Annotated in this window: 15 protein-coding genes; 8 read left to right on the top strand and 7 right to left on the bottom strand. The window is 71.8% G+C overall.

Going from position 1 to position 23,423, the window contains the following annotated elements; translation table 11 throughout:
* Window positions 1–518 precede the first annotated feature (518 nt).
* Together GBN72_RS07690 and GBN72_RS07685 are read right to left on the bottom strand one after the other, a co-directional pair.
* Window positions 519–2,165, bottom strand: coding sequence for a phosphohexomutase domain-containing protein (locus GBN72_RS07690; RefSeq protein WP_151770798.1), 1,647 nt, complete (start codon window positions 2,163–2,165; stop codon window positions 519–521).
* Window positions 2,166–2,234: 69 nt separating this feature from the next.
* Entirely contained in the window at window positions 2,235–3,302 is a 1,068-nt protein-coding gene (locus GBN72_RS07685; protein ID WP_246212307.1) for a ParB/RepB/Spo0J family partition protein, read from the bottom strand.
* 333 nt (window positions 3,303–3,635) lie between these two features.
* Here GBN72_RS07685 and GBN72_RS34020 point away from each other — a divergent pair, with 333 nt between their 5' ends.
* Window positions 3,636–3,791 carry a hypothetical protein gene (locus tag GBN72_RS34020; RefSeq protein ID WP_164540441.1) on the top strand — a complete coding sequence of 52 codons (156 nt, stop codon included), beginning with the start codon at window positions 3,636–3,638 and terminating at the stop codon, window positions 3,789–3,791.
* A 185-nt stretch (window positions 3,792–3,976) separates the two neighbouring features.
* Here the strand turns inward: GBN72_RS34020 and GBN72_RS07680 are convergent, their stop codons facing one another.
* Window positions 3,977–5,272: a low temperature requirement protein A gene (locus GBN72_RS07680; RefSeq protein ID WP_246212306.1), complete on the bottom strand. Its 1,296-nt coding sequence runs from the start codon at window positions 5,270–5,272 to the stop codon at window positions 3,977–3,979.
* A 272-nt stretch (window positions 5,273–5,544) separates the two neighbouring features.
* On the opposite strand from GBN72_RS07680, the gene GBN72_RS07675 reads away from it, so the two are divergent.
* Together GBN72_RS07675 and GBN72_RS07670 are read left to right on the top strand one after the other, a co-directional pair.
* The gene (locus tag GBN72_RS07675; protein WP_151770797.1) at window positions 5,545–6,063 is read left to right on the top strand and encodes an effector-associated constant component EACC1; all 519 of its coding nucleotides are present in this window, start codon (window positions 5,545–5,547) and stop codon (window positions 6,061–6,063) included.
* A complete protein-coding gene (locus GBN72_RS07670; protein WP_151770796.1) occupies window positions 6,060–10,643 on the top strand; it encodes a caspase, EACC1-associated type in 4,584 nt (1,527 codons plus the stop codon). Before GBN72_RS07675 ends, GBN72_RS07670 begins: the two co-directional genes overlap by 4 nt.
* 68 nt (window positions 10,644–10,711) lie before the next feature.
* On the opposite strand, the gene GBN72_RS07665 is transcribed toward GBN72_RS07670, so the two are convergent.
* Window positions 10,712–11,392, bottom strand: coding sequence for an NAD(P)H oxidoreductase (locus tag GBN72_RS07665; protein WP_164540439.1), 681 nt, complete (start codon window positions 11,390–11,392; stop codon window positions 10,712–10,714).
* Between the two features lie 137 nt (window positions 11,393–11,529).
* Between GBN72_RS07665 and GBN72_RS07660 the strand changes: the two genes are divergently transcribed.
* Window positions 11,530–12,489, top strand: coding sequence for an AraC family transcriptional regulator (locus tag GBN72_RS07660; protein ID WP_246212305.1), 960 nt, complete (start codon window positions 11,530–11,532; stop codon window positions 12,487–12,489).
* Between the two features lie 147 nt (window positions 12,490–12,636).
* Here the strand turns inward: GBN72_RS07660 and GBN72_RS07655 are convergent, their stop codons facing one another.
* Window positions 12,637–13,278, bottom strand: a complete 642-nt coding sequence (locus GBN72_RS07655; RefSeq protein ID WP_151770794.1) for a gamma carbonic anhydrase family protein — start codon at window positions 13,276–13,278, stop codon at window positions 12,637–12,639.
* A gap of 165 nt (window positions 13,279–13,443) precedes the next feature.
* Between GBN72_RS07655 and GBN72_RS07650 the strand changes: the two genes are divergently transcribed.
* From GBN72_RS07650 to GBN72_RS34015, 3 genes are all read left to right on the top strand, one after another.
* Complete coding sequence (locus tag GBN72_RS07650) at window positions 13,444–14,319, top strand: glycosyltransferase family 2 protein (RefSeq protein ID WP_151770793.1); 876 nt, start codon at window positions 13,444–13,446, stop codon at window positions 14,317–14,319.
* A gap of 577 nt (window positions 14,320–14,896) precedes the next feature.
* A complete protein-coding gene (locus tag GBN72_RS07645; protein ID WP_151770792.1) occupies window positions 14,897–15,727 on the top strand; it encodes a hypothetical protein in 831 nt (276 codons plus the stop codon).
* A gap of 507 nt (window positions 15,728–16,234) precedes the next feature.
* Window positions 16,235–16,384 (top strand): hypothetical protein, encoded by a 150-nt coding sequence (locus GBN72_RS34015; RefSeq protein WP_164540436.1) that lies wholly within the window; start codon window positions 16,235–16,237, stop codon window positions 16,382–16,384.
* A 146-nt stretch (window positions 16,385–16,530) separates the two neighbouring features.
* On the opposite strand, the gene GBN72_RS07635 is transcribed toward GBN72_RS34015, so the two are convergent.
* Together GBN72_RS07635 and GBN72_RS07630 are read right to left on the bottom strand one after the other, a co-directional pair.
* A complete protein-coding gene (locus GBN72_RS07635; RefSeq protein ID WP_151770790.1) occupies window positions 16,531–17,637 on the bottom strand; it encodes a hypothetical protein in 1,107 nt (368 codons plus the stop codon).
* Window positions 17,638–18,435: 798 nt separating this feature from the next.
* Window positions 18,436–19,242: a HEAT repeat domain-containing protein gene (locus GBN72_RS07630; protein ID WP_151770789.1), complete on the bottom strand. Its 807-nt coding sequence runs from the start codon at window positions 19,240–19,242 to the stop codon at window positions 18,436–18,438.
* Window positions 19,243–22,971: 3,729 nt separating this feature from the next.
* Here GBN72_RS07630 and GBN72_RS07615 point away from each other — a divergent pair.
* Window positions 22,972–23,277, top strand: coding sequence for a hypothetical protein (locus GBN72_RS07615; RefSeq protein WP_151770788.1), 306 nt, complete (start codon window positions 22,972–22,974; stop codon window positions 23,275–23,277).
* The last annotated feature ends 146 nt before the right edge of the window (window positions 23,278–23,423 follow it).

The following is a 23,423-nucleotide window of genomic DNA, read 5'->3' as shown; positions in this document are numbered from 1 at the left end:
GTTGGACACCGGGAAAGAAGTGTTCAACCGCATCGCACGTGCAGTTGGCGACCGCCCACCCACCGTGCGAATCCGCACGTCATCCCCGCTTTCGGGCAGACACAGAGCCCTCCCCCGCGCGGTCGACGCACGGGAGAGGGAAGGAAAATGCCACTGGAACCGGAACCGACCGGCGAAGCGCCCGAATCAAGGTTCGCCGGCCCCCGGATCAAGGATCGCCTGAATTCCGGCGGAGTCGGTTTCCCGAACGGGGTGACCTATTCCCCGCACGGATACCGCGCCGTGTTCGACGGTCTCGACAAGGGACCGGAGAAACACGGAACAATTCATGGCCGGGGCCACTGTACGGCGGCGTATTCACGCCGTCGGTGCCGCGGCGGCGGAATTCCGCCGCCGCGGGCCCGCGTCCGGTTCGGTTCAGCTCGTCGTGCCTTCTCCTCCCTCGCGTGCGGCGCTTGTGCGGTCGCCGACGCCGGGCGCGGACGCGGACGCGCGGCATGGCCGCGCTCCGGTCCCCGTCACGCCCGGATCGCCTTCTCCACCATCTCCCTCGCCTCCTCCAGGACACGGTCGAGGTGGTCGGGACCGAGGAACGACTCGGCGTACACCTTCTGGACGTTCTCCGTCCCGGACGGCCGGGCCGCGAACCAGGCGTTGCGGGTGGTCACCTTGATGCCGCCCAGCGGTGTGCCGCTGCCCGGCGCGTGGGTGAGGACCGACTCGACGTCCTCGCCGGCCAGTCGGCCGCCCGGCAGCCGGTCGGCGGTCAGCCGGCCCAGCGCGGCCTTCTCCTGAGGACCCGCGGGGGTGTCGACCCGGACGTAGGACGGGCGGCCGAGGCGCTCGGTGATCCCGTTCCACAGTTCCGACGGGGAAGAGCCGGTGACCGCGATGATCTCGGCGGCCAGCAGCGCCGGGACGATGCCGTCCTTGTCGGTCGTCCACACCGAGCCGTCCCGGCGCAGGAAGGACGCACCGGCCGATTCCTCGCCGCCCCAGCAGAGCTGTCCGGTCCGTAGTCCTTCGGTGAACCACTTGAAGCCGACCGGCATCTCGACCAGCGGCCGCCCCAGTTCGGCGGTGACCCGGTCGACCAGGCCGGAGGTCACCACGCTCTTGCCGATCCCGGCGGCGGCCGGCCAGCCGTCCCGGTGGGCGTGCAGGTAGGGCACGGCCACGGCGAGGTAGTGGTTGGCGGGGAGCAGTCCGCCGTCCGGCGTGACGATGCTGTGCCGGTCGGCGTCGGCGTCGTTGGCGACGGTCACGTCGTACCGGTCCCGCCGCGCGGTGAGCGGCGCCATGGTGTGCGGCGACGAGCAGTCGGTACGCAGTTGGCCGTCATGGTCCGGCGCCAGGAACCGCCAGGCGGGGTCGGTGCGTTCGTTCAGCACGGTCAGGTCGAGGCCGTACCGTTCGGCGATCCGGCCCCAGTAGGCGACCGAGGCACCGCCCAGCGGGTCCGCGCCGATCCGGATGCCGCTCGCGCGCACCGCCTCCAGGTCGAGCACGGACGACAGGTCGTCGACGTAGGCGCCGAGGAAGTCGAACCGCCCCGTGGTGTCCGCGTCCTGGGCACGGGCGTACGGCACGCGGCGCACCTGCGACAACCCGGCGGCGAGCAGTTCGTTGGCGCGCCGCTCGATCCACGCGGTGGCCGTGGTGGAGGCGGGCCCGCCGTGCGGCTCGTTGTACTTGAAGCCGCCGTCGCCCGGCGGATTGTGGGACGGCGTGATCACCACGCCGTCCGCCGGGGCCCGCCCGCCGTGCCGCAGGTTGTGCGCGAGCACGGCGTGCGAGACGGCCGGGGTGGGGGTGAAGGCACCGGGCGCGTCCTGCAGCACGGCCACTCCGTTGGCTGCGAACACCTCGAGGGCGGTGATCCGGGCCGGTTCCGACAGCGCGTGCGGATCCGCACCGAGGAACAGCGGTCCGGTGACGCCCTGCGCGGCCCGGTACTCGACGACCGCCTGGCTGATGGCGGCGATGTGGTCGTCGTTGAAGGCGGCGGCCAGGGCGGAGCCGCGGTGCCCGTTGGTGCCGAAGACGACGCGCTGACGCAGGTCCCCGGGGTCGGGCCGCAGTGAATGGTAGGCGTCGACGACCCGGGAGACGTCGATCGGTTCCGTCTCGTCCCGTCCGCCGGTACCGGCCTGTTCGTGCTGCACCTTCGCCTCCTCGTGTCCGCTGCCGGGGCCGGCTCTCGGCTGTCCCGGTACCTCGTCCCTCGCGCGCGGTCAGTGCGCCAGGTCCCGCATGCTCGCGCTCCTCGCCCGCTCGCACTCCTCGGCGAAGGCCTGCCAGACGCCGGAATACCCCCGCAGCAGCTCTGCGAGGGGACCGAGGCAGTGCGGGGGGACGGTCGTGACGATCCGCTGCTGCTCGCGCACGGCCGCGGCGGAGACCTGGAGCAGCCGCAGCAGCTCGCGGCCGGTCCGGTTCAGCCGTAACGACGGGTCGCGGCTCAGCATGTCGGCCACCCGGCTGAGTGCCTCGGGTGTGACTGACACCGTTGTCGGAACAGGCACCGGGCGGGGGTGGCCCTCGGCCGGCGGCCCGGCCGAGGTGCCGGTGCGGGGGGCGGCGGGCTCCGCCGACCGGCGCACCCGGTCGGGCAGCGGGTCGGCCCCCCTGCGTAACCGGTCCCGGACGTCTGCCGCCGTGGCGGGCGAGATCCCGGCGGCCCGGGCGACCTGGCGGATCGGGGCGGTGGGGTTCCGCCGCAGCAGCTCGCTCGCCCTGGCCCGTCCCGCGGCCGCGTCGACGGGACGTGACCGGCCGTCACGTCCGACGCGGAAGGTGGCATCGGTGCCCGCCACGTCGTGCCGGAGACGCGCCACCTTGGTCGCGGAGATGCCCGCGACCGTGGCGACGCTCCGGTCCGACCAGTCCGGGTGCGTGGTCAGGATGCGCAGGGCCGCCGCCGTCCGGTCGGCCAGGGAGAGAGTCAGCCCGTGGGCCGTGTTCAGGGCGACGGACAGCACGAACACCTCGTCCGTGCCGCCCTCGAAGAACTGCGCGTCGATCCGCTCCAGGCCCCGCAGTGAGGCCGCGCGCACCCGGTGGACACCGTCGACGACCCGCATGGTCGCCCGGTGCACGACGATCGGCGGCAGCGCGGTCTCGGCCTCGCCGAGCAGCCGCACGTGGCGGGAGTCCTCGCCCTCCGACCGGGGTGATCCGGTCAGCCGCAGCGCGTCGAGGCGTACCTGTTCCACCGGCGAGCGGCGGATCGCCCCGATGGTCCGGGCGATCTCGCAGGCGGCCCCCTGGTCGGCGATGTCCGGTCGGCTGGCGTTGCTCATCCGATCTCCTCGAGGGACGTGTCGGTTTCCGGAATCGGGCCGCGGGTGTCTGCGTCCCGGCCACAGGCCAGGTTAGGGGGGTTCTGCTAGAGCGCCGCTCGGCCGGCCGTCGAGGAACCCGGGGCTCCGCGGCACCGGTTCGCACGCCGCCGGCCGGCGTTGCTTCCAGGCCGCCCCTCGTTCCGCCTTGCCGGGCGGACCACCGACGTCGACACGACTCCTCGGCTGCCGGAGCGGCGTGAGCCGAGGGCCGTCCGCTCCATGGCGAGGCCGGGCGTCGCCGGTCACGGCCCCACGACAGGGCGGCCCTGCCGGGGAAGCCGACGGCACCTGGTGTCAGCCGCCGCGGTCGGTCTCGTCCTGTTCCTCCTCGGCGCGCTCGTAGTCCACCTTCGGGCGCGCTACTACGAGTTCGGCATGCCGGCCGTGTTCCTCCCGCCGGCGGTGGCCTCGCTCGCGGTCGGGTCGGCCCACCAAGGCGCCTGGTGAACCCGGCGACGGGCCAAAACAGTTCGTCCAGCGCAGGGTGCATCCGGGGTGGACGGCCGCAGCCGCCGTACCGTGGGACTCCCCGCGTACCGCCTCGTCGTTCACGGCGACCGGCAGCTCCGAACGATCGACTGTGGCTCGTGGACCACCCCGGCGTCGCCTGCGCCGGTCAGGTGGTCAGGTGGTCAGGTGGCACTGTCGAGGCGGGTGCCGTGGAGCACGCGGCGTCGGCGGTGGTCGGTGATCTCGTGGGCGAGGACGGGGACGAACGGGGCCGGCATGACGACCATCAGGCAGGCGGCGACCCCGGTACCGGCCAGGGCCATCAGGACGGCCACGAGGGGGATCACCAGGGTCAGGGGCGTGAGCAGCAGGTGGAAGCGGCTCCACGAGGAAAGCAGCAGAGCCCGCAGCAGGTGGACGGTGAGCAGGTACAGGCCGATCGGCAGGGCCAGGAACAGGACCACCGCCACGTCACCGGTCCTCGCGTGGTGTTCGAGGGAGAGACCGGCCACGTGCAGACCCGCTCCGGTGCCGGCGACGGCCGCGTACAGCGGCATGTGGCCGTAGCCGAAGAGATAGCCGCGCCGACGGCGGTGGGCGAGGATCTCGCCGAAGGGCACGGTGAAGTACACCCACCACATGCCGAAGGTCAGACCGACACCGGCGACGACGACGGCGACGGCGTCGCCGGTCCAGTGCGTACCGTCCGCGCCTCCGAGCAGCTCGCCGGAGGAGGCGACGGTGCCGACGACGCCTTCGCCGAGGGTGATGATCGCGAAGAGGCCGTAGCGCTCGGCGACGTGGTGCGGATGCCAGGGGGTACCGCCGGCACCGCCCTGGGAGAGCACGGGCACGAGCAGTTCCAGTACCACCAGCGCGGCGAAGGCCGCCATGGTGGCGGCCAGCGGAGGCCGGGCGAGGCAGAGGGCCACCCAGCCGATCTGTGCGAGCGCCGTCCAGCGGATGTTCGCGAGCGCCGCCCGCCGGTAGGTCGGGGACTCGTGTGCGACGCGGGACCACTGGGCCATCATGGCGAGGCGCATCACGACGTATCCGGCGACGATCACCCGGAGTTCGAGTCGCTCTCCCCCCTCGACGGAGTGGAACAGCGCCGGCAGCCCGAGGGAGAGCACCACGACGCCGATCATCTGCACCATGGTCAGCACCCGGTCGAGCCAGTCGTCGGTGCCGAAGGCGGAGGCGAACCAGCTGTAGTTGATCCAGGCCAGCACGATCGCGAACATCGCCGGGGCGAACGCGGCGGCCGCTGCCCTCACGTGTCCCTCGGCGAGCATCTCCGCCACCTGCGAGGCGGCCGTCCCCACCGCGACCACGAACGTCAGGTCGAACAACAGCTCCAGTGGCGTGGCGGTCCGGCCCGGCTCCTTCGGATCACGGCCGGTCATCCGCGCCCGGCGGCGCACCCGGTGCCGTGTCGGCTCGGGCGGCGGGCCGGCGGAGGGTCCGGAGTCGCTCATGGTCAGGATCATGGACCACGTCCCCCTCGCCGGCCTCCCGGCACGGCGACCGGACCGTCATTGCTTCGGGGGATGACATCCGCGGCCCGGCCGGGGACGGCTGGGAGAGCGCGGTCGTCCACCTGGCCGGCCAGCGGCAGGTCGTGGCTGCCGGGAACTTCGGCGCTGCGGACGCGTCCATGCTCGTCGCCGCCTGACCGCCTGCCTGATCACCGGGTCAACATCGGTAAGGTGAAGGCCAGTTGGCTCGGACGACCCGCAGCAGGAGAATCATGCAGATCGCCATCACGGCGCAGGACGACGGTGGTCGGAGCAGTGCCGACGACCTCAGGGGGTGGCTCGGTCGCCAGCGTGAGCTGCGTGGCCGTGTGAAGCGAGGCTCCGGGGAGACGCCGGAACCCGGCACCATGGGATCGGCCTCCGAGATCATCACGCTGCTCCTGGCTCCGGGAGGCGTGGCGACCGTGCTGGCGGCCGCGGTGGTCGCCTGGGTGCAGAACCGCAGCGGCAGCCAGACCGTGACCATCACCCGCCCCGACGGCACCGAGATCACCGTGACCTCGGACCGGGTCAGAGGGCTCACCGCTCAGCAGACGGGTGATCTCGCCCAGCAGATCGCCGGCTCCCTGGAGCCGCCGGCCCAGCTGCCCGGACCCGACGGGCCGGGCGAGCCGGCCCAGCCTGGCGAGCAAGGGCGGCAGGGTCAGCAGGCCGACCCCGACCGGCGCCCGCCCCAGCGCCCGGACGCCGCCGGGCCGGCCGACGCCGGGGACGACAGCCGCCCACGATGACCGAGCCGCGCCGCGTCGGAGATCTCGCGGGCCCCGGCGTGCGCGCCGTCGTCGTCGGCACGGGCGTGCACGCGGCCGGCTCCGGGCTGCCCGCGCTTCCCAGCGTGGCGGCCACTGCCCGCGACCTCGCCGACGCCCTCCGCGAGGTCTGCGGCATGGCCCCCTCCCAGGTGGAGCTGCTCATCGACCCCGCCGACGGCTCCGCCGTCGTCGAGGCGGTCGAGGATGCCGTCGCCGAGGCCCGTGGCGTGGTCCTCTTCGCCTTCGTCGGGCACGGTCTCCTGGGCCCGCAGGACCAGCTCTACCTCGCCACCGCGGACAGTTCCGCCCACGGCATCGCCCGCTCGGTCCCGTTCCAGGTCATCAGGGACACACTCAGCAACAGCGGTGCCCGCGTCGTCGTTCTGCTCGACTGCTGCTTCTCGGGGATGGCCGGTCCCGTGGCGAGGGGAGCCGGCCGCGACCCGTACGTCACCGCGCGGCCCGACGGAAGCTTTCTGCTGACCTCCGCGTCGCGGCTCGACGTCTCCTTCGCCCCGGAAGGCGACCGTCACACGCTCTTCACGGGGAAGCTCCTCACCCTGCTGCGCGAGGGCGACCCCTCCGCGCCGGCCTGGCTCACCCTGGACGGTGTGTACGCCCACCTCGACCGGCAGTTCCAGGGCGGGTCGGTGCGTCCCCACCGGCAGAGCGAGGACCGGGCGGGCGACCTCGTCGTCGCCGCCAACCGCGCCTATCCCCCCGCTGCGGTGCCCGAGGTCGCCTCCGCGCACCCGGCCGACGGCACGGTCTGCCCGTATCCCGGCATGGAACCGTTCCGGACCGAGGACCACGACCGGTTCTTCGGCCGGGGGGAACTGGTCGAGGAACTGCTCGCCGAGGTGACCAGGCCCGCCGGCCGGGCGGGCGGCGCGGGGCGCCCGCCGCTCCTCGTCATGGGCGCCTCGGGCGTCGGCAAGTCCTCGATCCTGCGGGCAGGGCTGCTGGCCGGTCTCGAACGCCGCTACGAGGCGGACCCCTGCACGCCATGGCCCGCGCTGCTGCTCCCTTCCCCCGGTCCGCGTCCGCTGCGCTCCCTCGCCACCCTGTGGGCCCGGGCCTCCGGCGCGCCGCCGGCGGACGTCGAGCGACAGCTGCTGGAAGGCCGGCTGCCCGACGACGAGGCGTGCCGGGTGCTGGTCGTGGACCAGTTCGAAGAGATCTTCACCAACTGCCGGGACGGCGGCGAACGTTCGGCGTTCATCCGCGCGCTGTGCGGGGCCGCAGCCACGGGCGGCGACATGGGTCCCCGGGTCGTCCTGGGGCTGCGTGCCGACCACTACGGCAGTTGCCTCGAGCATCCCGAGCTCGGGCCCGCCCTCTCGCGGCACGTCGACGTCTGGCCCATGGACGAGGTGGCGTTGCGTGCCGTGATCGAGCAGCCGGCCCGCGACGCCGGACTGCGGCTGGAGCCCGGCCTCGTCGACGTGCTGCTCCGGGACACCCGCGAGGGCGGCGGCCACCGCCACGGCTCCGCGATGCCGTTCCTGGCCCACGCACTCCGTGAGACGTGGGTGCGCCGCAGCGGGCCGGCCCTCACCCTGGCCGGGTACGCCGCGACCGGCGGTATTTGGGAATCCGTCGCCCGGACCGCCGAGAGCATCTACGAAGGGTTCGACCGGCCGGGCCGTGAGGCGGTGCGTGAGCTTCTCCTGTCGATGGTGCTGATCGCCGGCAGCGGTGAGGAGGCCGTCCGCCGCAGGATCGGTCTGGACGAGCTGCTGGCGGACCGGCCCGCGGAGCATCGGCGTACGCTCGTCGAGGTCCGCGACCGGCTGGCCCAGGCCCGGCTGATCACCGTCGACCGGGCGGCGGCCCAGATCTCCCACGAAGCGCTCCTGCGCGCGTGGCCCAGGCTGCGCCGGTGGATCGAGGAGGACCGGGCCGGGCTGGTGACCCGCCAGCAACTGGCCGACGCCGCGGACGCCTGGCAGCTGGCCGGGCGCTCCCCCGAGTACTGCTACCGCGGGACGCGGCTGGGGGCGGCGGTCGACTGGCTGGGCGAGAAGCGGCACGCACGGCTGGTCCGCACGCTCGACCGCGCGTTCGTGACGGCGAGCCAGAACCTCGCCAGGTCGGAGGAGGAGCGTCAGCGGCGTCAGCTCGAGGAGGAGCAGCGCCGTGCCCGGCAGCTGGAGGAGGCACTTGGCCGGCAACGGCGGCAGGCGCGCCGGCTGAAGCAGCTGGTCGGTGTGATCGGCGCGGTGCTGTGCGTGGCGCTGGCCGCCGCGGGCTTGGCCCTCAACCAGCGTTCGCAGGCCCGCGCCAACGGCGAGCAGGCGCAGAACCGTCAGCTCCAGGCGGCCGCTCGCGCCGGCATCGGCACCGACCCGAGAGCGGCGCTGCTGCTGGCCGTCGCCGCGTATCGCGAGGACCCGTCACCGCAGAGCCGGGCCACCCTCATGGACGTGCTGAGCCAGACGCAGTACGCGGGCTCCCTCGACGCACCGGGCACGGTGGACTCGTTGTCCTTCAGCGGTGACGGCCGGATCCTCGCGGTGGGCGCGGGTGACGGATCGGTCGGCCTGTGGGACGCCTCCCGTTCCGGTGAGCCGCGCAGGTTCGCCGACGTCGTGGCGAAGGAGACCGGCTTCTTCGGCAATCCGGCGCTGTGGATCGGTGACGGCACGTCGCTGCTCCTGACCGGCGCGGACATCGACCGGTCCGTGGGCAGGTTCTCCCTCACCGACCCCAGGCACCCGCAGCCCCGGGGACGGATGTCGATGCCCGGGCAAGGCCTCGTGGAGGAGGCGGAGTTCAGTGCGGACGGCCGGACGCTGGTCACCTCCACCGTCGGGCAGACCAGGCTGTGGTCGGTGGAACCGGGACGTGGCGCCGTCCACGCCCGTGCGTCGCTGCCGCAGCGGAGGAGCAACGTACAGGCCGCCGCCTTCGCGGAGGACGGGGCGCTGCTGGTTCTGGGCTGGCAGGACGGCACGGTGGAGCTGTGGGACGTCGAGGACCTGGACCGGCCGCACCGTCTGGGCACGCTCGACGGCGTCGGCGGTCCCGCACGGTCCATCGCCGTCAGCCACGACGACACCCTCGCTGTCGCGTCGACCGACGCTCAGGTGCGTCTGTGGGACCTGGCGGACGGGGCCGGCGGCCGCCCGTCCACCGTGATCAGCGCCCACGGCGGCCCGGTGGAGGCGGTGGCGTTCAACAGGGACGGGAGTCGGCTCGCGACCGCGAGCGCCGACCACACGGCGACGGTGTGGGACGTCTCCCGTGCCCGGCCCGTCCGCTCCGCGGTCCTGACCGGCCACGCCACCACCGTCTCGGCCCTGGCCTTCGCTCCCGACGGCCGCACCCTGGCCAGCGGGGACAGCGACGGAGCGGTGCGCCTGTGGTCGCTGACGGACCGCATGGCTCCCACCGTCGCCGGCCGCCAGGTCACGCTGGCACCGCCGGACTACTACCGGTGGTTCGAGACGGTCGTCCCCTACGCCCTCTCCCCCGACGGACAGTTGCTGGCGCTGGCGACCGGCGAACGCGAAGTGAGTCTCGTCCCGCTCACCGGGCCCTCCGCGGGCCGGACGGCAGGTGTCGCCCGGACGGAGGCGAAGGACGACTCCTCCCCTTCGGCACTGTGGCTCTCGGACGACGGTGACCGTCTGGCGGCGGAAAACCCTCCGGGCACGCTGACGATGTGGAACGTGGAGCAGCCCGATCACCCCGTGCGGGAGTTCCGCCTCACCGCCGGGCCGCCCGACAGCTCCCTGCCGTTGAACGTGTCCCTCCGGGGCGAGGTGATGGCCGTCGGCGCGGAGGGCGAAGCCACTCTGTGGGATCTCTCGGACCTCTCCCGCACCGGCCGCCCCGAGCGGCTGAGCACCGTCAGGACGAAGACGAAGTCCGCCCCGCACGTCCTGCTCGGCCCCGAGGGCGGCCTGCTGATGGTCGACGGGGACCTGTACGACGTCACCGACCCACGTGAGCCCGACCGGTTGTCGGGCCTGCCCGCCCCGGACGACGGGCTCCTGTACCCCACCCCGCAGGCGTTCTCCGCCGACGGCGGGCTTCTCGTCGCGACGGATCCCGGCGAGGAGGGAGGACTCCTCTACGACGTCTCCGCCCCCGACCGTCCCCGGTTCCTGGGCCGGCTCCCCGGCGGCAGCACCACAGGCCCGTACGCGTTCAGCCGGGACGGCAAGCTGCTGACCGGCGCCGGCTCCGGCGCGCAGATGCTCGTCTGGGACCTGTGGGACCCCAGCGCCGCCCACGCGGTCACGTCACTCACCCTGGACAAGACGCCCACCGCTCTCGGGATCGCCCCGGACGGCACCACGCTGACCACCCATCACTATCCGGGCGTGGTCACCCACTGGAACCTCGCCCGGCTCGGTGCGACGCTCCGCGACCCCGTCGACCGGGCCTGCCGTCTCGCCGCGGTCAACCCCACCGTCACCGAGTGGCAGACGATCGCCCCGGGGGTGCCGTTCCGGCGTGTCTGTCCCGGCCTCGCCGCAGCGCCCTCGCCACCCCCGCCGGACGCGGCCCCGTCCTTCCCGCAGCTCCCCACTCCCCTCCCCGCCGGCTGAACGCGTGGGCCGACCGGGGGGGGCGTCTCGGTCTGCGGCCACAGAGGGATGCGGAACCATCCCCGGTGTCAGGCCGCCACGGGTGCCTCGGCGACGAAAGCCTCCACGAACTCCCCTGTGCGACGGTCGAAAGCCGTGTACTGTGCTTCGCGCTCCGCGCCCGTGATCGCGTCGCCGACCAGGAGATTGCCTTCGGCGTCGACGCGCTGGGGGCGTTCCTCCGCGTCGGTGAGCAGGCCGACGGTGGAGCGGGAGAAGCCGCAGTAGTAGGCGATGCCTTCGTTCAGGGTGGTTTCGAGCACGCTCTGCATGCCTGCCACGATCGGGTCGTCGGCGGTGGCGCCGGCCAGGCCCAGCCACAGGATGCGCTTGCCGGCGAGGTGGGGCTTGCTGCGGCCGTAGGCGAACCCGTAGTTCCATACGCGGTCGATCCAGCCCTTGAGAAGGGCGGGCACGCCCTGCCAGTACACCGGGAAGACGGCGACGACGGCATCGGCGTCGAGGACGCGCTGCATGTGGGTGTGCACCTCCTCGGAGTACCTCTTCTCCCGGTTGCCCCAGTCCGGCTGGTCCGCCGTGTTCATCCGCGGGTCGAACCCTTCGGCGTGCAGGTCGAGCAGGTCGACGCGGTAGCCGGCGGTTTCGAGCTGTGCGGCGGCACGGCGGGCCGTGTGCGCGGTGAGGGAATCGGTGCGGTGGTGCGCGACGATGACGAGGGCTGTCCTGGCACGGCTGTCGTACTGCCTCACGGTGTCTCCCGGTTGGTCTCGGTCGGTCTCGATCGGTCTCGCTCGATCCGGTGTACGAGTCCAGTTCACCCGCGACGACGTAGATGATCCATGGGAGAACCGCTCCGAAACATAGGAGATCGTCTACCGTGCCTCCCATGGATCCTTTGAGTTCGCTGCTGAGCGGTATTCGGGCCGAGGGGTCGGTCGTCAGCCACGTCGTGCTCACGGTGCCCTGGGCCGTCCGCTTCGCCGACATCGCGCCACTCACCATGATCAGCGTGCTGCGGGGCGGGGGCGTCCTGCTGCTGCCGGACGGAACGGAACGAGCGATCGGCGCGGGTCACACCGCCATCGTGCGCGGCCCCGGACCGTTCCACCTCGTGGACCACCCCGCCACCCTGGAAAGCTCCCACGCCGCGTACGAGATCACCTGTTTCACCGAGAGTTCCGAGTGCGGTGCTCAGGAACTCGGCGGTATCCAGTGGGGCGCCGACTCGGAGGAGGCGACTGCCCTGATCGTGGGCGCCTACCGCGCCTCGGGCCACCGCCACGAACGGCTGCTGCGTGCCCTGCCGCCCGTCCTGGTGGTCGAGGAGGACGCCGAGGTCTGTGGCTGGCTGGAGACGGCCGCCGCCGACGCCGCCCGCCTCTCGGCCGGTTCGCAGGCACTGATGGACCGGCTCCTCGACTGGGCGCTGGTGTGCACGTTGCGCAGCTGGTTCGACAAGGCGGGCGCCGACGCGCCCAGCTGGTACCGGGGCCTCGCCGACCCGGTCCTCGCGCCCGCCCTGCAGTCCTTCCACGACCGGCCCGCCGAGCCCTGGACGGTGGCGTCCCTGGCCGCGCGGGCCGGCGTCTCCCGGGCGCTGTTCGCCAAGCGCTTCACCCGCCTGATGGGCCGCCCGCCCCTCGCCTACGTCACCGAATGCCGCATGGACGAGGCCGAGGCGCTGTTGTCCGACACCGACCTCGGCATGGCGCAGATCGCCAGGTCCGTCGGCTACGCCGACGCTTTCGGCTTCAGCGCCGCGTTCAAACGCCACAAGGGCCGAAGCCCCAGCACCTATCGCACCGCGGTGGCCGTGGCAGCGTCCGGTTCTCTCGCGTCGAGGTAGACGGGCGGTGCGGCCCTGTCGTCAGACGCCCGTAAGGGTGCCGTCCAGCATGCCGTCGATACGGCCGACAGGCCGGTCGAGAGCGTCCACCGCAGTGAATCCGGACGGCTCGTCCACTCACCACATGCCGGCATCGCTGATGCAGCGTCAGCCGAGATTCGCGACCTCGTCGTCCGCGTGCGTGCCGAACTCGGCGACGCGCACCTCCGCGATGTGCTCGTGCCGGCTGATCCGGTCGGTCCACTCCGCGTCGACACCGAACGCCACCTGCGCGAAGCCCACCCGGCCGACGGCCTGGGCCAGGCTCGGATCCCCAGGGGACAGGAGCCGCACCGGCGCGTCGAGCGCCACGGTGTGCGGCGGCACGAAGTACTCATCCGGCAGAACGGTGCGCGCATGGACGAGCGCGCCAACAGCGACAACCGAGCCGGCCCCCAATCGAGCGCACTGCAGGACCGTCGCCGCGGTCGCCACATAGACGCACCTGCCCACCTCACAGCCCAGCAAGGTGGCATGCGGCCCCACGAAGACGTGGTCGCCGACAAGCACCGGCTGATCGCCTGCGACCGCGGACCCGCGCAACACCGCGTTCTCACAGATCACCGCTGCCTCCCCGACCTCGATCCGAGACCCCTCGGCATCGAGCACCGCACCGTACATCACCCGCGCCCTCGGCCCCACGCGGACATCACCGACCAGCGTGGCCGTCGGGGCGACATAGGCGGTGGGATGGATCTGCGGTTCATGCCCGCGATGCCGGATACGGATTCCCTGCGGTTCAGCGATCATGAGCGGAGTCTCACACGACCAACCGCGAGCATGCTGGCGGATTTCCGACGTCGCGTTCGTCGAGACCTGTGCCCTCCGCGATCCGAGGCACTACAGGGCGAACGACGGCTGACGCGGCACTAGCATCGCCGCATCGGAACCGGCCCCGAGGAACGGAGTTCATCCGTGCGTCACCCGCGCGTAGGCGTCGCCGTCCTGACCATGGGCACGAGGCCCGCCGAGCTGGCCGAGCTCCTCGACTCGGTTGCCGGACAGGAAACGCCTGCCCAGCGGGTGGTGGTCGTCGGCAACGGCTCGCCGCTGCCGTCCCTGCCCCCGTGGGTGACGGGGGTCGAACTGCCGGAGAACCTGGGGGTCTCCGGCGGCCGGAACGTCGCCCTGGCCCGGTTGCGGAAGTTCGGGGACGTCGACGTCGTCGTGGACCTGGACGACGACGGGCTGCTCGTCGGCCGGGACGTCTTCACCCGCCTGACGCGGCTGTACGCGGCGGACGAGCGACTCGGCGTCGTCAGCTTCCGGATCGCCGACGAGCGCGGCCGGACCCAGCGCCGGCACGTCCCGCGGCTACGCGCGGGAGACCCGACGAAGGGCGGGCCGGTGACGACCTTCCTCGGCGGCGGCCACGGCCTGTCCATGCGGATGCTGGACGAGACCGGCGACTGGCCGGGACCGTTCTTCTACGCGCACGAGGAGACCGACCTGGCCTGGCGGGCGTTGGACGCGGGCTGGACGGTGCTCTACGCGCCGGAGCTGGTGCTCCAGCATCCGTGGACGTCACCGACCCGGCACGCGGTCTACCACCGCATGGTCGCCCGCAACCGGGTCTGGCTGGCGAAGAGGCACCTTCCCGCCCTCCTCGTCCCCGTCTACCTCGGCGTCTGGGTCGCGATGACCGTGGCCCGCACCCGGTCGGCGGCGGGACTGCGGGCCTGGCTCTCCGGCTTCGCCGAGGGCCTGCGGACGCCGTGCCCGCCCCGCCGCCCGATGCGGTGGTCCACCGTGTGGCGGATGACGCGACTGGGCCGGCCACCCGTCATCTGAACCGGACACAGCTGGCTCAGCCGGTGTGTTGAACTGTCCAGGAAGCTTCCGACACCTTGATCACACCGGACACGGCAGGACCGTCTCCGTCCTGATCATGCTCCGGGCCCGCAGCCGCTGACCGCTTCATGCCCGCGGGTCGCGACACTCCGGGACATCCGGTCCTGTCAGTGTGGGGAACCGACATCATCTGCTACGGCCATGATCTGGCCGACTACATCGACCGTGAGTTCGGCGAGGTCGACGAGGACGCGCCTTGGGTCCGCAGGCATCCGTGCCGTTCTGGAAGGACTTTATCGGCTGAGACTGCCATCAGCTGGCGTCGGGCGTGGATGATCTCTGCCGTGCCTGGTGTGATCACGGCCTCGAAGCCGTCCTGGACAACCCGTTCATCGGCATGGCCCCGCGCCAGTTCAACCGGGTGGTGCGTGCGCTGCGGCCCGAACAGCGACCGGCTCGTCCACACCGCCCCAAAGTTCGTTACGGGACAGCTACGTGGGACACGGCCCAAATCAATCGAGGAGGGCCAGGCGGCTACGTTCCAACAGCGCATGGCACGAAGGAGAAGGAGTGAGTGATGAGCCTACTGGTGAACGTGTCCCTTGACACCGAGTCCCCAGAGGGCGTGGGGGGTGCGTTGGCGGCATGGTTCGACGCGGCTCTTTCCGGGCCGCTGGCAGAACTCATGGGCGCGGTGCGCGCGGGGAGCGCGTGGCTGTCGGCTGAGAGTCAAACGACGGAGGACGAGCCAGCCAAGAAATTCGCTGTCGAGGCCGATGGCTGGGAGGTCATGCGCTCGGAGTTGCTGGACGTCCCGGAATGTGCGGATGTGATGTTCTTTCGTTATGGCCGGGAACGTCCGTCGGCCCATGTCGAGGGGTCCAGCATCATGTTCCGCAGGCCGAACATGAACTTGCAACTCTGGCTCGGTGACGAGGAAGCACCTTACACGAAGGTGGCGTTCTCCTCGGCCGTGGTCTACTTCCTTGTCGGGGTGCTGGATTCCGTGAATCCCGCCTTCGGCTCCGTCGTGGTCGATGAGCCGATCACGGAGGAGGCGAACCTGGACGCGGTGCTTCGGCGGAAACTGTGGCGGTCGGTGGCCGCAGCCCGCCGACAACTACGCGGTTACTCATGGATCACTGTGTGTCCCGGGGAACTCGCGGACAAACTGGGCGGGGTCTCGTATCTCCAACACTCGGGCGCCTTCCATAAGGTGATCCCGCTTTCTGCCGGCGGTGTTGTCCTGCAAGCGTCTCCGACCCCTGCTGGATATATCGACGGCGTCATGCGCCGTGTGTTCGACGTACTGGCTCCAGTACTCCCCGGGGGGACACCGTGGTTCGAGCCGGCCCGGCCCAAAGTTCGGTACGTGCCGGAGGACGCCGCGTCGCGGGGCGGTCAGTAGCACACTGGCGTGCCCACGTTCGGCGTGACGGCCCCCCAACCTTGTTGGTTGGGACGTCAGGCTCGCACCGCTTCAATAGAGCGTCACTGATCCTGGCCACCAGGCAAGCAAAAGGGGAACACGGTGGGGCTCATACTTTTCCCCGGAGACGGCGACGTGACCAGCCCTGACGCCTCCTGGTCCTACACCGGCTTCCACATGTTCAGGCAGTGGCTGGCCGACACATTGTTAGGAGGCGTTCGGCCCTGCGTTCGTAGCGCCGGGAGGGGGGTGGGGTCACGGCAAGATACCTCCAGTCCCGAGCTGGATGCCGGGGCCTGTGCGACCGACCCCCATGGCCGCGAGTCCCTCACGATCTCCGTCCGGCCCATCGAGGCCGTGATCGTATCTCGGGCCACTGACAACACGGCCGGTCCGAGGACCGACGGCTGCTGAACGTGGACGCGTGCTGACGGGAGCCGGAGCGTGGCGAGGTCTGCGCCCTCCGCGTATGGATGCTGCGCCAAGATGACAGCACGACCGGGGGAAGCGGAGCGGCCGCTGTTGCTGCGCGAGCTTGATGATCCGGAGTGGCTGACGTGGCCGCAGCCCTACCGTGGCGAGACCGGGGCCGACCTCGGTGGTCTGGCGGCCCGCCTCGATGACGACTTGGGCTGACTTGCCGCGCCGGCCCACCATGCAGGCCGCAGCCCGGCCTTCGCCGGCAATGCAGGGGAACTGGTTGCTTACGAGAAGGCACGGGACAGCAGGTATGGCGGGCGCACCGGCTTGGCGGAGGCGGAAGCCCCCTTCGATGACGGGCTCTAGAAGTGGCCGGCCGAGGCGCTTCGCGTGAGGTTCTCGAGGATCGTGCGCACCCATGGGCTGCGCACGGCTGGTAGCCGGACCAAGGTGTGATGGAACGTTGTCCGGTCGGCTTGGAACAGGTGGTGCGGGAGCAGCGGGAGCGGGTCGTCGCGGAGGACGTCCTGGGCTATGCGGCCCGAGGCGGGAACCGGCAAGCTCGGTTCGGGAGAGACCAGCCACAGCCACACCCCCAGCGGCAGGGGCACCAGGTATGCCGGTGCGGTCGGGCCGGCAGGGGTCCAGGTCCGGCCCGTCTGGGGATGGACGGGGACGAGGAGGATGTCGACGCCCGCGTCCGGAGAGGGCTGTCCCGGTCCGGCCAGGCCGGCGCGCCGCTCCACGGTGCCTGCCGGCAGCAAGGCGTCGAGCGCGCGTTGGAACACGTCCGCGGCCAGGCCGTCCGGAACCTTCACCGACTGCCCTTGGGACGCGATGAGCAGGTGGGCGAGCGCATGGCCGACTGCAGCCTCCCATCGCGGACTCCACGACCAGTAGTGGTTCGGCCCCAGCCGTCCTCCCCACGTGGCGATCGGCTCGAACGGGGGCGTTTTCTCCCCCTTCTCCGCCAGTTCCGTCCAGGAGAGGGGCGCGGCGTGGACGCCGTCGACGGGGACGCGGTGCACGACGTCCGAGTCGAGTCGCACCATCTGCCAGAGCGAGCAGTCGTCGATCCTGGTCGCAACGGGGAGGTCGCATGCCTCGCAGGCCATGTTGGGACCGTCGGCCCCGTCGAGACCGCAGCAGGCACCGCCACGCTTCTCGGGAATCAGCCGGGTTCCACGGATATCACCGGGCGCGATGACACTCGCCCCGGGCGTGCCGTCGGACAAGGCGTGGACCGGGGCGTAGATGCCGCGTGCCTCAGCCTCCACGGGATCGATCTCGTCCCACAGCCGCCACGGCCCTCCCCAGGGATCCGGGTCCACGGCAAATGTCCCGGCCTCCATGAGCACCGGAAGCTGCGCCCCGTTCCCGTACTGCTGACGGGCGTGGACCGGCAGCGAGACCTGGGACAGCGGGGTGGTCAACTCGGCGCCACATCCCGCACACACGAAAACGAACAAATGTCCTCCGCCTGTGAAATAGCCACATCTTCGCAGGTCACCGGTGGTCAGCCAATGTGTTTTCCCATCCGTTGCGGGACGGCGGGTGCCGAATGCGCGGGCGGGCCGCGGGACGCGGTCGAGTCGTGTTCACGGCTCCTACCTGGGTTTCCGGCCGATGAGCCCTGCGAGCGACGGAACAGGTTCCGGCTACTCGATGAGCGGAATCCGGGTTGTCGCACCCACGCTCGAAGGAACGCGTCGAGCCGCACGCGGCAGGCCACGGACCGGTCATCGCGGGCCACGACGCCCGGGAGACCCTCGTCGAGGCTCTCCGCGTGGATACTCAGCGTGTGCGGTCCACAGGCGATCACCGAATCCACGGATATGCGAACGGCGTCCAGGTCGAGCAGGCCGTGACCGACCCCGATTCGGTTGTCGTGAAGGCGCGGAGCACGGCAGGTCGGGCCGCGTGTCCAGTGCAGGCCGGGTGGACACCCCGCATGGCAGGGACCACGGGAGCCTCCAGGGCCCGGCAACCGAACCGGGGGGGGAGACCCTCACGACGGCTTGCGCTACGCGGCGCCGTCTCTGCGTCAATGGCTGTGGACATGGGCGGATGGAGGGAACGTGTGGGACGAGGCACTGCTACAGATCAAGAACAACGTCAACAACAGACCGTGACCCACGCGGCGATCTCCATGCGCAGGAAAACGCAGAGACCCTGCGCCCGGGACAGGGCGTCTCCCCTCCCCCGCCGGTGAAGGAGCACCGCCCGAGGGAGGTGTCGGTGTCCATGGATCGCACTACGCCTGCGGCCTACGACAGTGCCTTGGCCGCCTGTTCACGGACGTACCGATCCGGGTCGTCGGCAAGCCGGTTGAGAACCCGCGAAGTATCAGGACGACCCCGCTCCTCCTGGGGGAAGTGCCCCAGAGCGATCGCCACCCATGCCCGCACCCGAGGTCGCTGATCATCGGCTAGAGCGCGAATGTGCGGCAGGGTCTCGGCACGTGCCGCATATCCCAGGGAACCCAGTGCGGAGACCCTCACTTGCTCCGAAGGGTCAAGCAGCAGCCCTACCAGCACCTCGCCGGCCGACGCCGTACCGAGACTGCCCAGCGTGCCGGGCACCACGCTCCGGATCCGCTCGTCGGGATCAGCCGCGGCACGCGTCAGCATCGGGAGGTCGGCGGAGTCGGGGACGAAACCGAGCAGCCATATCGCAGTGCGCCGCACACCGGGGTCGGCATGGTCCGCCCATGGGACGAGGAACGCCCGTGCTGCAGCCGGGTCCTCCCTCGCAAGCACGTGGAGCGTCGTCGTCAGGCTGTCCTGGTCGTCGCCCAGATCGCGGGAGTAGGCCTGGACAAGGGCAGGCAGCGCCGCGCGGCCGACGGTCTCGGCCAGAACGCCGGCGAGCACAGCGCGGGCGTACCAATTCCTTGCCTCCCCCGCGGCGGTCAGGTGCTCCTCCAACCGGGGCAGCAACTGCGGCTCCCAGGAGGCGACGAGCGCCTTCTCCACCTCATGCAGGGCATCCAGGTCGGAATCCTGGTCCGCGAGCCCAGCAGCGAGATCGTCGAGCCGCGCCCCGGCTGAGCTCACCGATCGCCTGCTCTCCATCCCGCCCCCTCCTCGACCGATCCGCCTGCAGCCTGCAGCGTACGGGGCATCGACGACAACGCTGGGAGGAGTTGGACCAGGCCCGACCCAGTTCTCCTCGTCCGCCTCGAGATGGACGGCCCTGACTCTCCACCGGCCCGCGGGCAGCGGAACAGGCGCCCGTTCGGGCAGCCGCCTTCCGGATAGGGGATGCGCAGATCGGCACCGCCTCCACGGAGTCCGTGAGCACGGCCGGCCCGCCCGAAGTGCTCCCCTCGGACGTCCGGCCGTGCTGGTTGCCATCTGGTTGCTGGCCTTTCTCGCCCTCGCAAGGCTCCCCAGGCACGACGGAGGGGCGGGGATCGGTCAAGCGCTCCAGGTTGCCGGGCAGCGGGGCCAGTTGCTCCGGGTCGCGCAGCAACGCCTGATCACGCGGTCTGCGATATCTCCGGACGCCGGTGTTCCGTGACCGCTCGGAGGAACCGCCGGAACCGCTGTCGGCGCGAGTTGGGAGGTCACGGTGCCCGACGGTGCCGCAATGGCGTCGGCTGGTGACGGCGCGCCAGCCGTTGAGGCATTGGAGGCGTTCAGACACCCTTTCAGCCCCTTATTTCTGATTATTCCTATTTACATGCATCAAGGTAGCCATCACCTTCACTCGAAGTGGGAGCGTGCATGAAGCGTCATGTAGGACCGGGACGGATCGGCTGGATGAGGGGAGCGCTCTTGACGAGCGTCTCCAGTTCTCTGCTGTTGTCCGCACTCGCCGGATCAGTCCAGGCCCTCATCCCTGTCCCCACCGGACCCCCACCTCACCACGCCGGCGATCACCGGGGCGACCACCACAAGGGGCATGGTGGGGGCTGCCGACACACCGGCTGCGACGGGCACAACGGCCCTACGGGCCCGGCGGGCCCCGCCGGTCCGGCCGGTCCTGCCGGTGCCACCGGACCGGCGGGGCCCGCCGGTCCGACGGGTCCTACCGGTGGCGCGGGACCGGCTGGGCCTGAGGGTCCTGCCGGCGAGACGGGTGACGCGGGTCCGGCCGGACCCGAAGGCCCTACCGGTCCTCCCGGCCCAGCAGGCGGCCCCACCGGCCCCACCGGCCCTGAAGGCCCCCAGGGCGATACGGGCCCCGGGGGTCCAGCAGGTCCCCAGGGCGCGACCGGCGACACAGGTCCGGAGGGGCCGACGGGCGCGACAGGCCCTGAAGGCCCTGAAGGCGCGACCGGTCCCGAAGGCGCAACGGGCCCGTCCGGCCCGGAAGGCGCCACCGGGCCCACAGGTCCGGAAGGTCCGGAAGGTCCGGAAGGTCCGGAGGGTGCTACGGGGCCGGAGGGGCCTGAAGGCGCCACCGGTGCGACCGGTGCGACGGGGCCCGAAGGCGCCACCGGGGACGCAGGACCGACAGGCCCCATCGGCCCAGAAGGAGCCGAAGGCGCCACCGGCGACACCGGCCCGGCCGGCAGCACAGGCGCGGCCGGCCCGACGGGCCCTGAAGGAGCCGAAGGCGCCACAGGGCCAATGGGTCCAGAGGGCCCCGAAGGCGCGACCGGTCCCGAAGGCGCCACCGGACCCACAGGACCTGAAGGGCCAGAAGGCCCAGAGGGCACCACAGGACCCGAAGGCGCCACCGGCGACACAGGACCGACAGGCCCAACCGGTCCCGAAGGCGCAACCGGTGCAACGGGCGACACCGGTGAAACGGGCCCAACCGGTCCTCAAGGACCCGAAGGCGCAACCGGAGCCACGGGAGCCACGGGACCGGAGGGCGCCGCTGGCGCGACCGGTGACACAGGCCCGACCGGCCCTGAAGGACCCGAAGGCGCAACCGGAGCCACGGGACCCGAAGGACCGGAAGGACCACAGGGCACCGCCGGCGCAACCGGCGACACCGGTGAAACGGGCCCAACCGGTCCTCAAGGACCCGAAGGCGCAACCGGTGCCGTCGGACCGGAAGGACCACAAGGTGTTACCGGCGCGACCGGGCCAGAGGGACCCGAGGGCCCGGAAGGCGCTACGGGGCCGGAGGGTGCGACCGGTCCCGAAGGCACCACCGGAGCCACAGGCCCCGAGGGATCGGAAGGACCGCAGGGCGCCGCTGGCGCAACCGGCGCCACCGGTGACACAGGACCTACGGGCCCCACCGGACCGGAAGGACCCGAAGGCGCCACCGGCGCGACCGGTGACACAGGCCCGACCGGTCCAGAGGGACCCGAAGGCGCAACCGGAGCCACAGGACCGGAAGGACCACAGGGCACCACGGGACCGGAGGGACCTGCAGGCCCCGAAGGCACCACCGGCGACACAGGTGCCACGGGTCCGGCCGGTCCCGAAGGACCCGAAGGCGCCACCGGCGATACGGGACCCACGGGCGCGACGGGTGACACAGGACCCCAGGGACCGGAAGGACCACAGGGCACCGCCGGCGCAACCGGCGACACCGGTGACACAGGTCCGATCGGCCCCCAGGGACCCGAAGGCGCGACCGGCGCGACGGGCGTCACAGGACCGGAGGGGCCAGAGGGCGCCGCGGGCGCAACCGGTGCCACAGGACCGACGGGCCCCACCGGACCGGAAGGACCCGAAGGCGCCACTGGTGCGACCGGCGAAACAGGTGCCACAGGTCCGGAAGGGCCAGCGGGTGCGACCGGTCCCGAAGGTGCAACCGGTGCAACCGGCGCCACCGGTGACACGGGCCCAACCGGTGCCACGGGACCGGAAGGCCCAGAGGGTGCCACCGGCGCGACGGGTCCCGAAGGCGCAACCGGTGCCATCGGACCGGAAGGACCACAAGGTGTTACCGGCGCGACCGGTGACACGGGCCCGACCGGTCCAGAGGGACCCGAAGGCGCAGCCGGAGCCACAGGACCCCAAGGACCGGAAGGACCACAGGGCACCACGGGACCGGAGGGACCTACAGGCCCCGAAGGCGCCACCGGCAATACGGGACCTACAGGCGCATCGGGTGACACAGGACCTACCGGTCCGGAAGGAAGCGAAGGCGCAACCGGAGCCACGGGACCTGAAGGACCCGAGGGCCCTGAAGGCGCCACCGGCGCGACCGGGGCCACGGGACCTAACGGTCCTGAAGGACCGGAGGGCGCAACCGGAGCCACCGGCGACACGGGAGCCATCGGTCCAGAGGGACCCGCGGGCGCAACCGGTGCCACAGGACCGACGGGCCCCACCGGACCGGAAGGACCCGAAGGCGCCACTGGTGCGACCGGCGAAACAGGTGCCACAGGTCCGGAAGGGCCAGCGGGTGCGACCGGTCCCGAAGGCGCAACCGGTGCAAGCGGCGCCACCGGTGAAACGGGCCCAACCGGTGCCACGGGACCGGAAGGCCCAGAGGGTGCCACCGGCGCGACGGGTCCCGAAGGCGCAACCGGTGCCACGGGGCCAACCGGCCCCACCGGTCCGCAAGGAGCTGAAGGCGCGACCGGACCGGCAGGTGCGACAGGCCCCGAGGGACCCGCGGGCCCCGAAGGCGCCACCGGAGCAGCCGGCGCAACCGGCGACACGGGCCCCACCGGTCCTGAAGGACCCGAAGGTACGACCGGAGCCACCGGCGCCACAGGACCGATCGGCCCTGAAGGCCCGGAGGGTGACATCGGTCCCGCAGGCCCCACAGGCCCCGCAGGTGCAACGGGCGCCACAGGTGGAACCGGACCTGCAGGCGCCACAGGCACTTCCGGGCCGACCGGACCGACGGGACCCACGGGTCCGACCGGCCCCGCCGGGGGGCAGATGTTCTACCAGAACTTCGCCGGCCAGCAGAACGTGGGCCCGAATCAGACACAGTTGGTCAACGTGCCCAGCTGCCCGGCCGGGTCACAAATGATCGACTTCGGCGGGTTCCTCGGCACGGGGGACACCACCTCCGAGTTCCGTGGCACGAACGGGTTTACCGGCGGAGGACAGTTGGAGATCAGGAACTCGGGATCCACGACTGTGAGCGTGACGACCTGGACGCTCTGCGGTTCCTCCACGCCCATCGCTGCGGACGCCGAACCCCCGCTCCCCGGCCCTGCCGCGGAAGGGGAGGCGGGCTGACCTGACGGTCGCGTGCGGCGCGGGCGCCGCGCGTCCCTGGCCGAGGTCCGGCCGGGACGCGTGGGGCCCGCCACGTACGCCGCACTTGCCTGTCACGCGAGCCAGCAGCGCGGCTGCGCGGCACGCGCCGAACGCACCGGACGTGC

Source organism: Streptomyces abyssomicinicus (genome assembly GCF_008974245.1).
Lineage (GTDB): Bacteria > Actinomycetota > Actinomycetes > Streptomycetales > Streptomycetaceae > Streptomyces > Streptomyces abyssomicinicus.
Note: the sequence above shows the minus strand (reverse complement) of the source record. Positions and strands in the feature narration are given on the sequence as shown.

Bases quoted from the DNA above. Each gene is read 5' to 3' on its own strand.
- GBN72_RS07670 (WP_151770796.1), top strand. From the start codon at position 6,060: ATGACCGAGCCGCGCCGCGTCGGAGATCTCGCGGGCCCCGGCGTGCGC.
- GBN72_RS07630 (WP_151770789.1), bottom strand. From the start codon at position 19,242: ATGGAGAGCAGGCGATCGGTGAGCTCAGCCGGGGCGCGGCTCGACGAT.
- GBN72_RS07655 (WP_151770794.1), bottom strand. From the start codon at position 13,278: ATGATCGCTGAACCGCAGGGAATCCGTATCCGGCATCGCGGGCATGAA.
- GBN72_RS07675 (WP_151770797.1), top strand. From the start codon at position 5,545: ATGCAGATCGCCATCACGGCGCAGGACGACGGTGGTCGGAGCAGTGCC.
- GBN72_RS34015 (WP_164540436.1), top strand. From the start codon at position 16,235: ATGACAGCACGACCGGGGGAAGCGGAGCGGCCGCTGTTGCTGCGCGAG.
- GBN72_RS07645 (WP_151770792.1), top strand. From the start codon at position 14,897: ATGAGCCTACTGGTGAACGTGTCCCTTGACACCGAGTCCCCAGAGGGC.
- GBN72_RS07660 (WP_246212305.1), top strand. From the start codon at position 11,530: ATGGATCCTTTGAGTTCGCTGCTGAGCGGTATTCGGGCCGAGGGGTCG.
- GBN72_RS07680 (WP_246212306.1), bottom strand. From the start codon at position 5,272: ATGAGCGACTCCGGACCCTCCGCCGGCCCGCCGCCCGAGCCGACACGG.
- GBN72_RS07615 (WP_151770788.1), top strand. From the start codon at position 22,972: ATGTTCTACCAGAACTTCGCCGGCCAGCAGAACGTGGGCCCGAATCAG.
- GBN72_RS07685 (WP_246212307.1), bottom strand. From the start codon at position 3,302: ATGAGCAACGCCAGCCGACCGGACATCGCCGACCAGGGGGCCGCCTGC.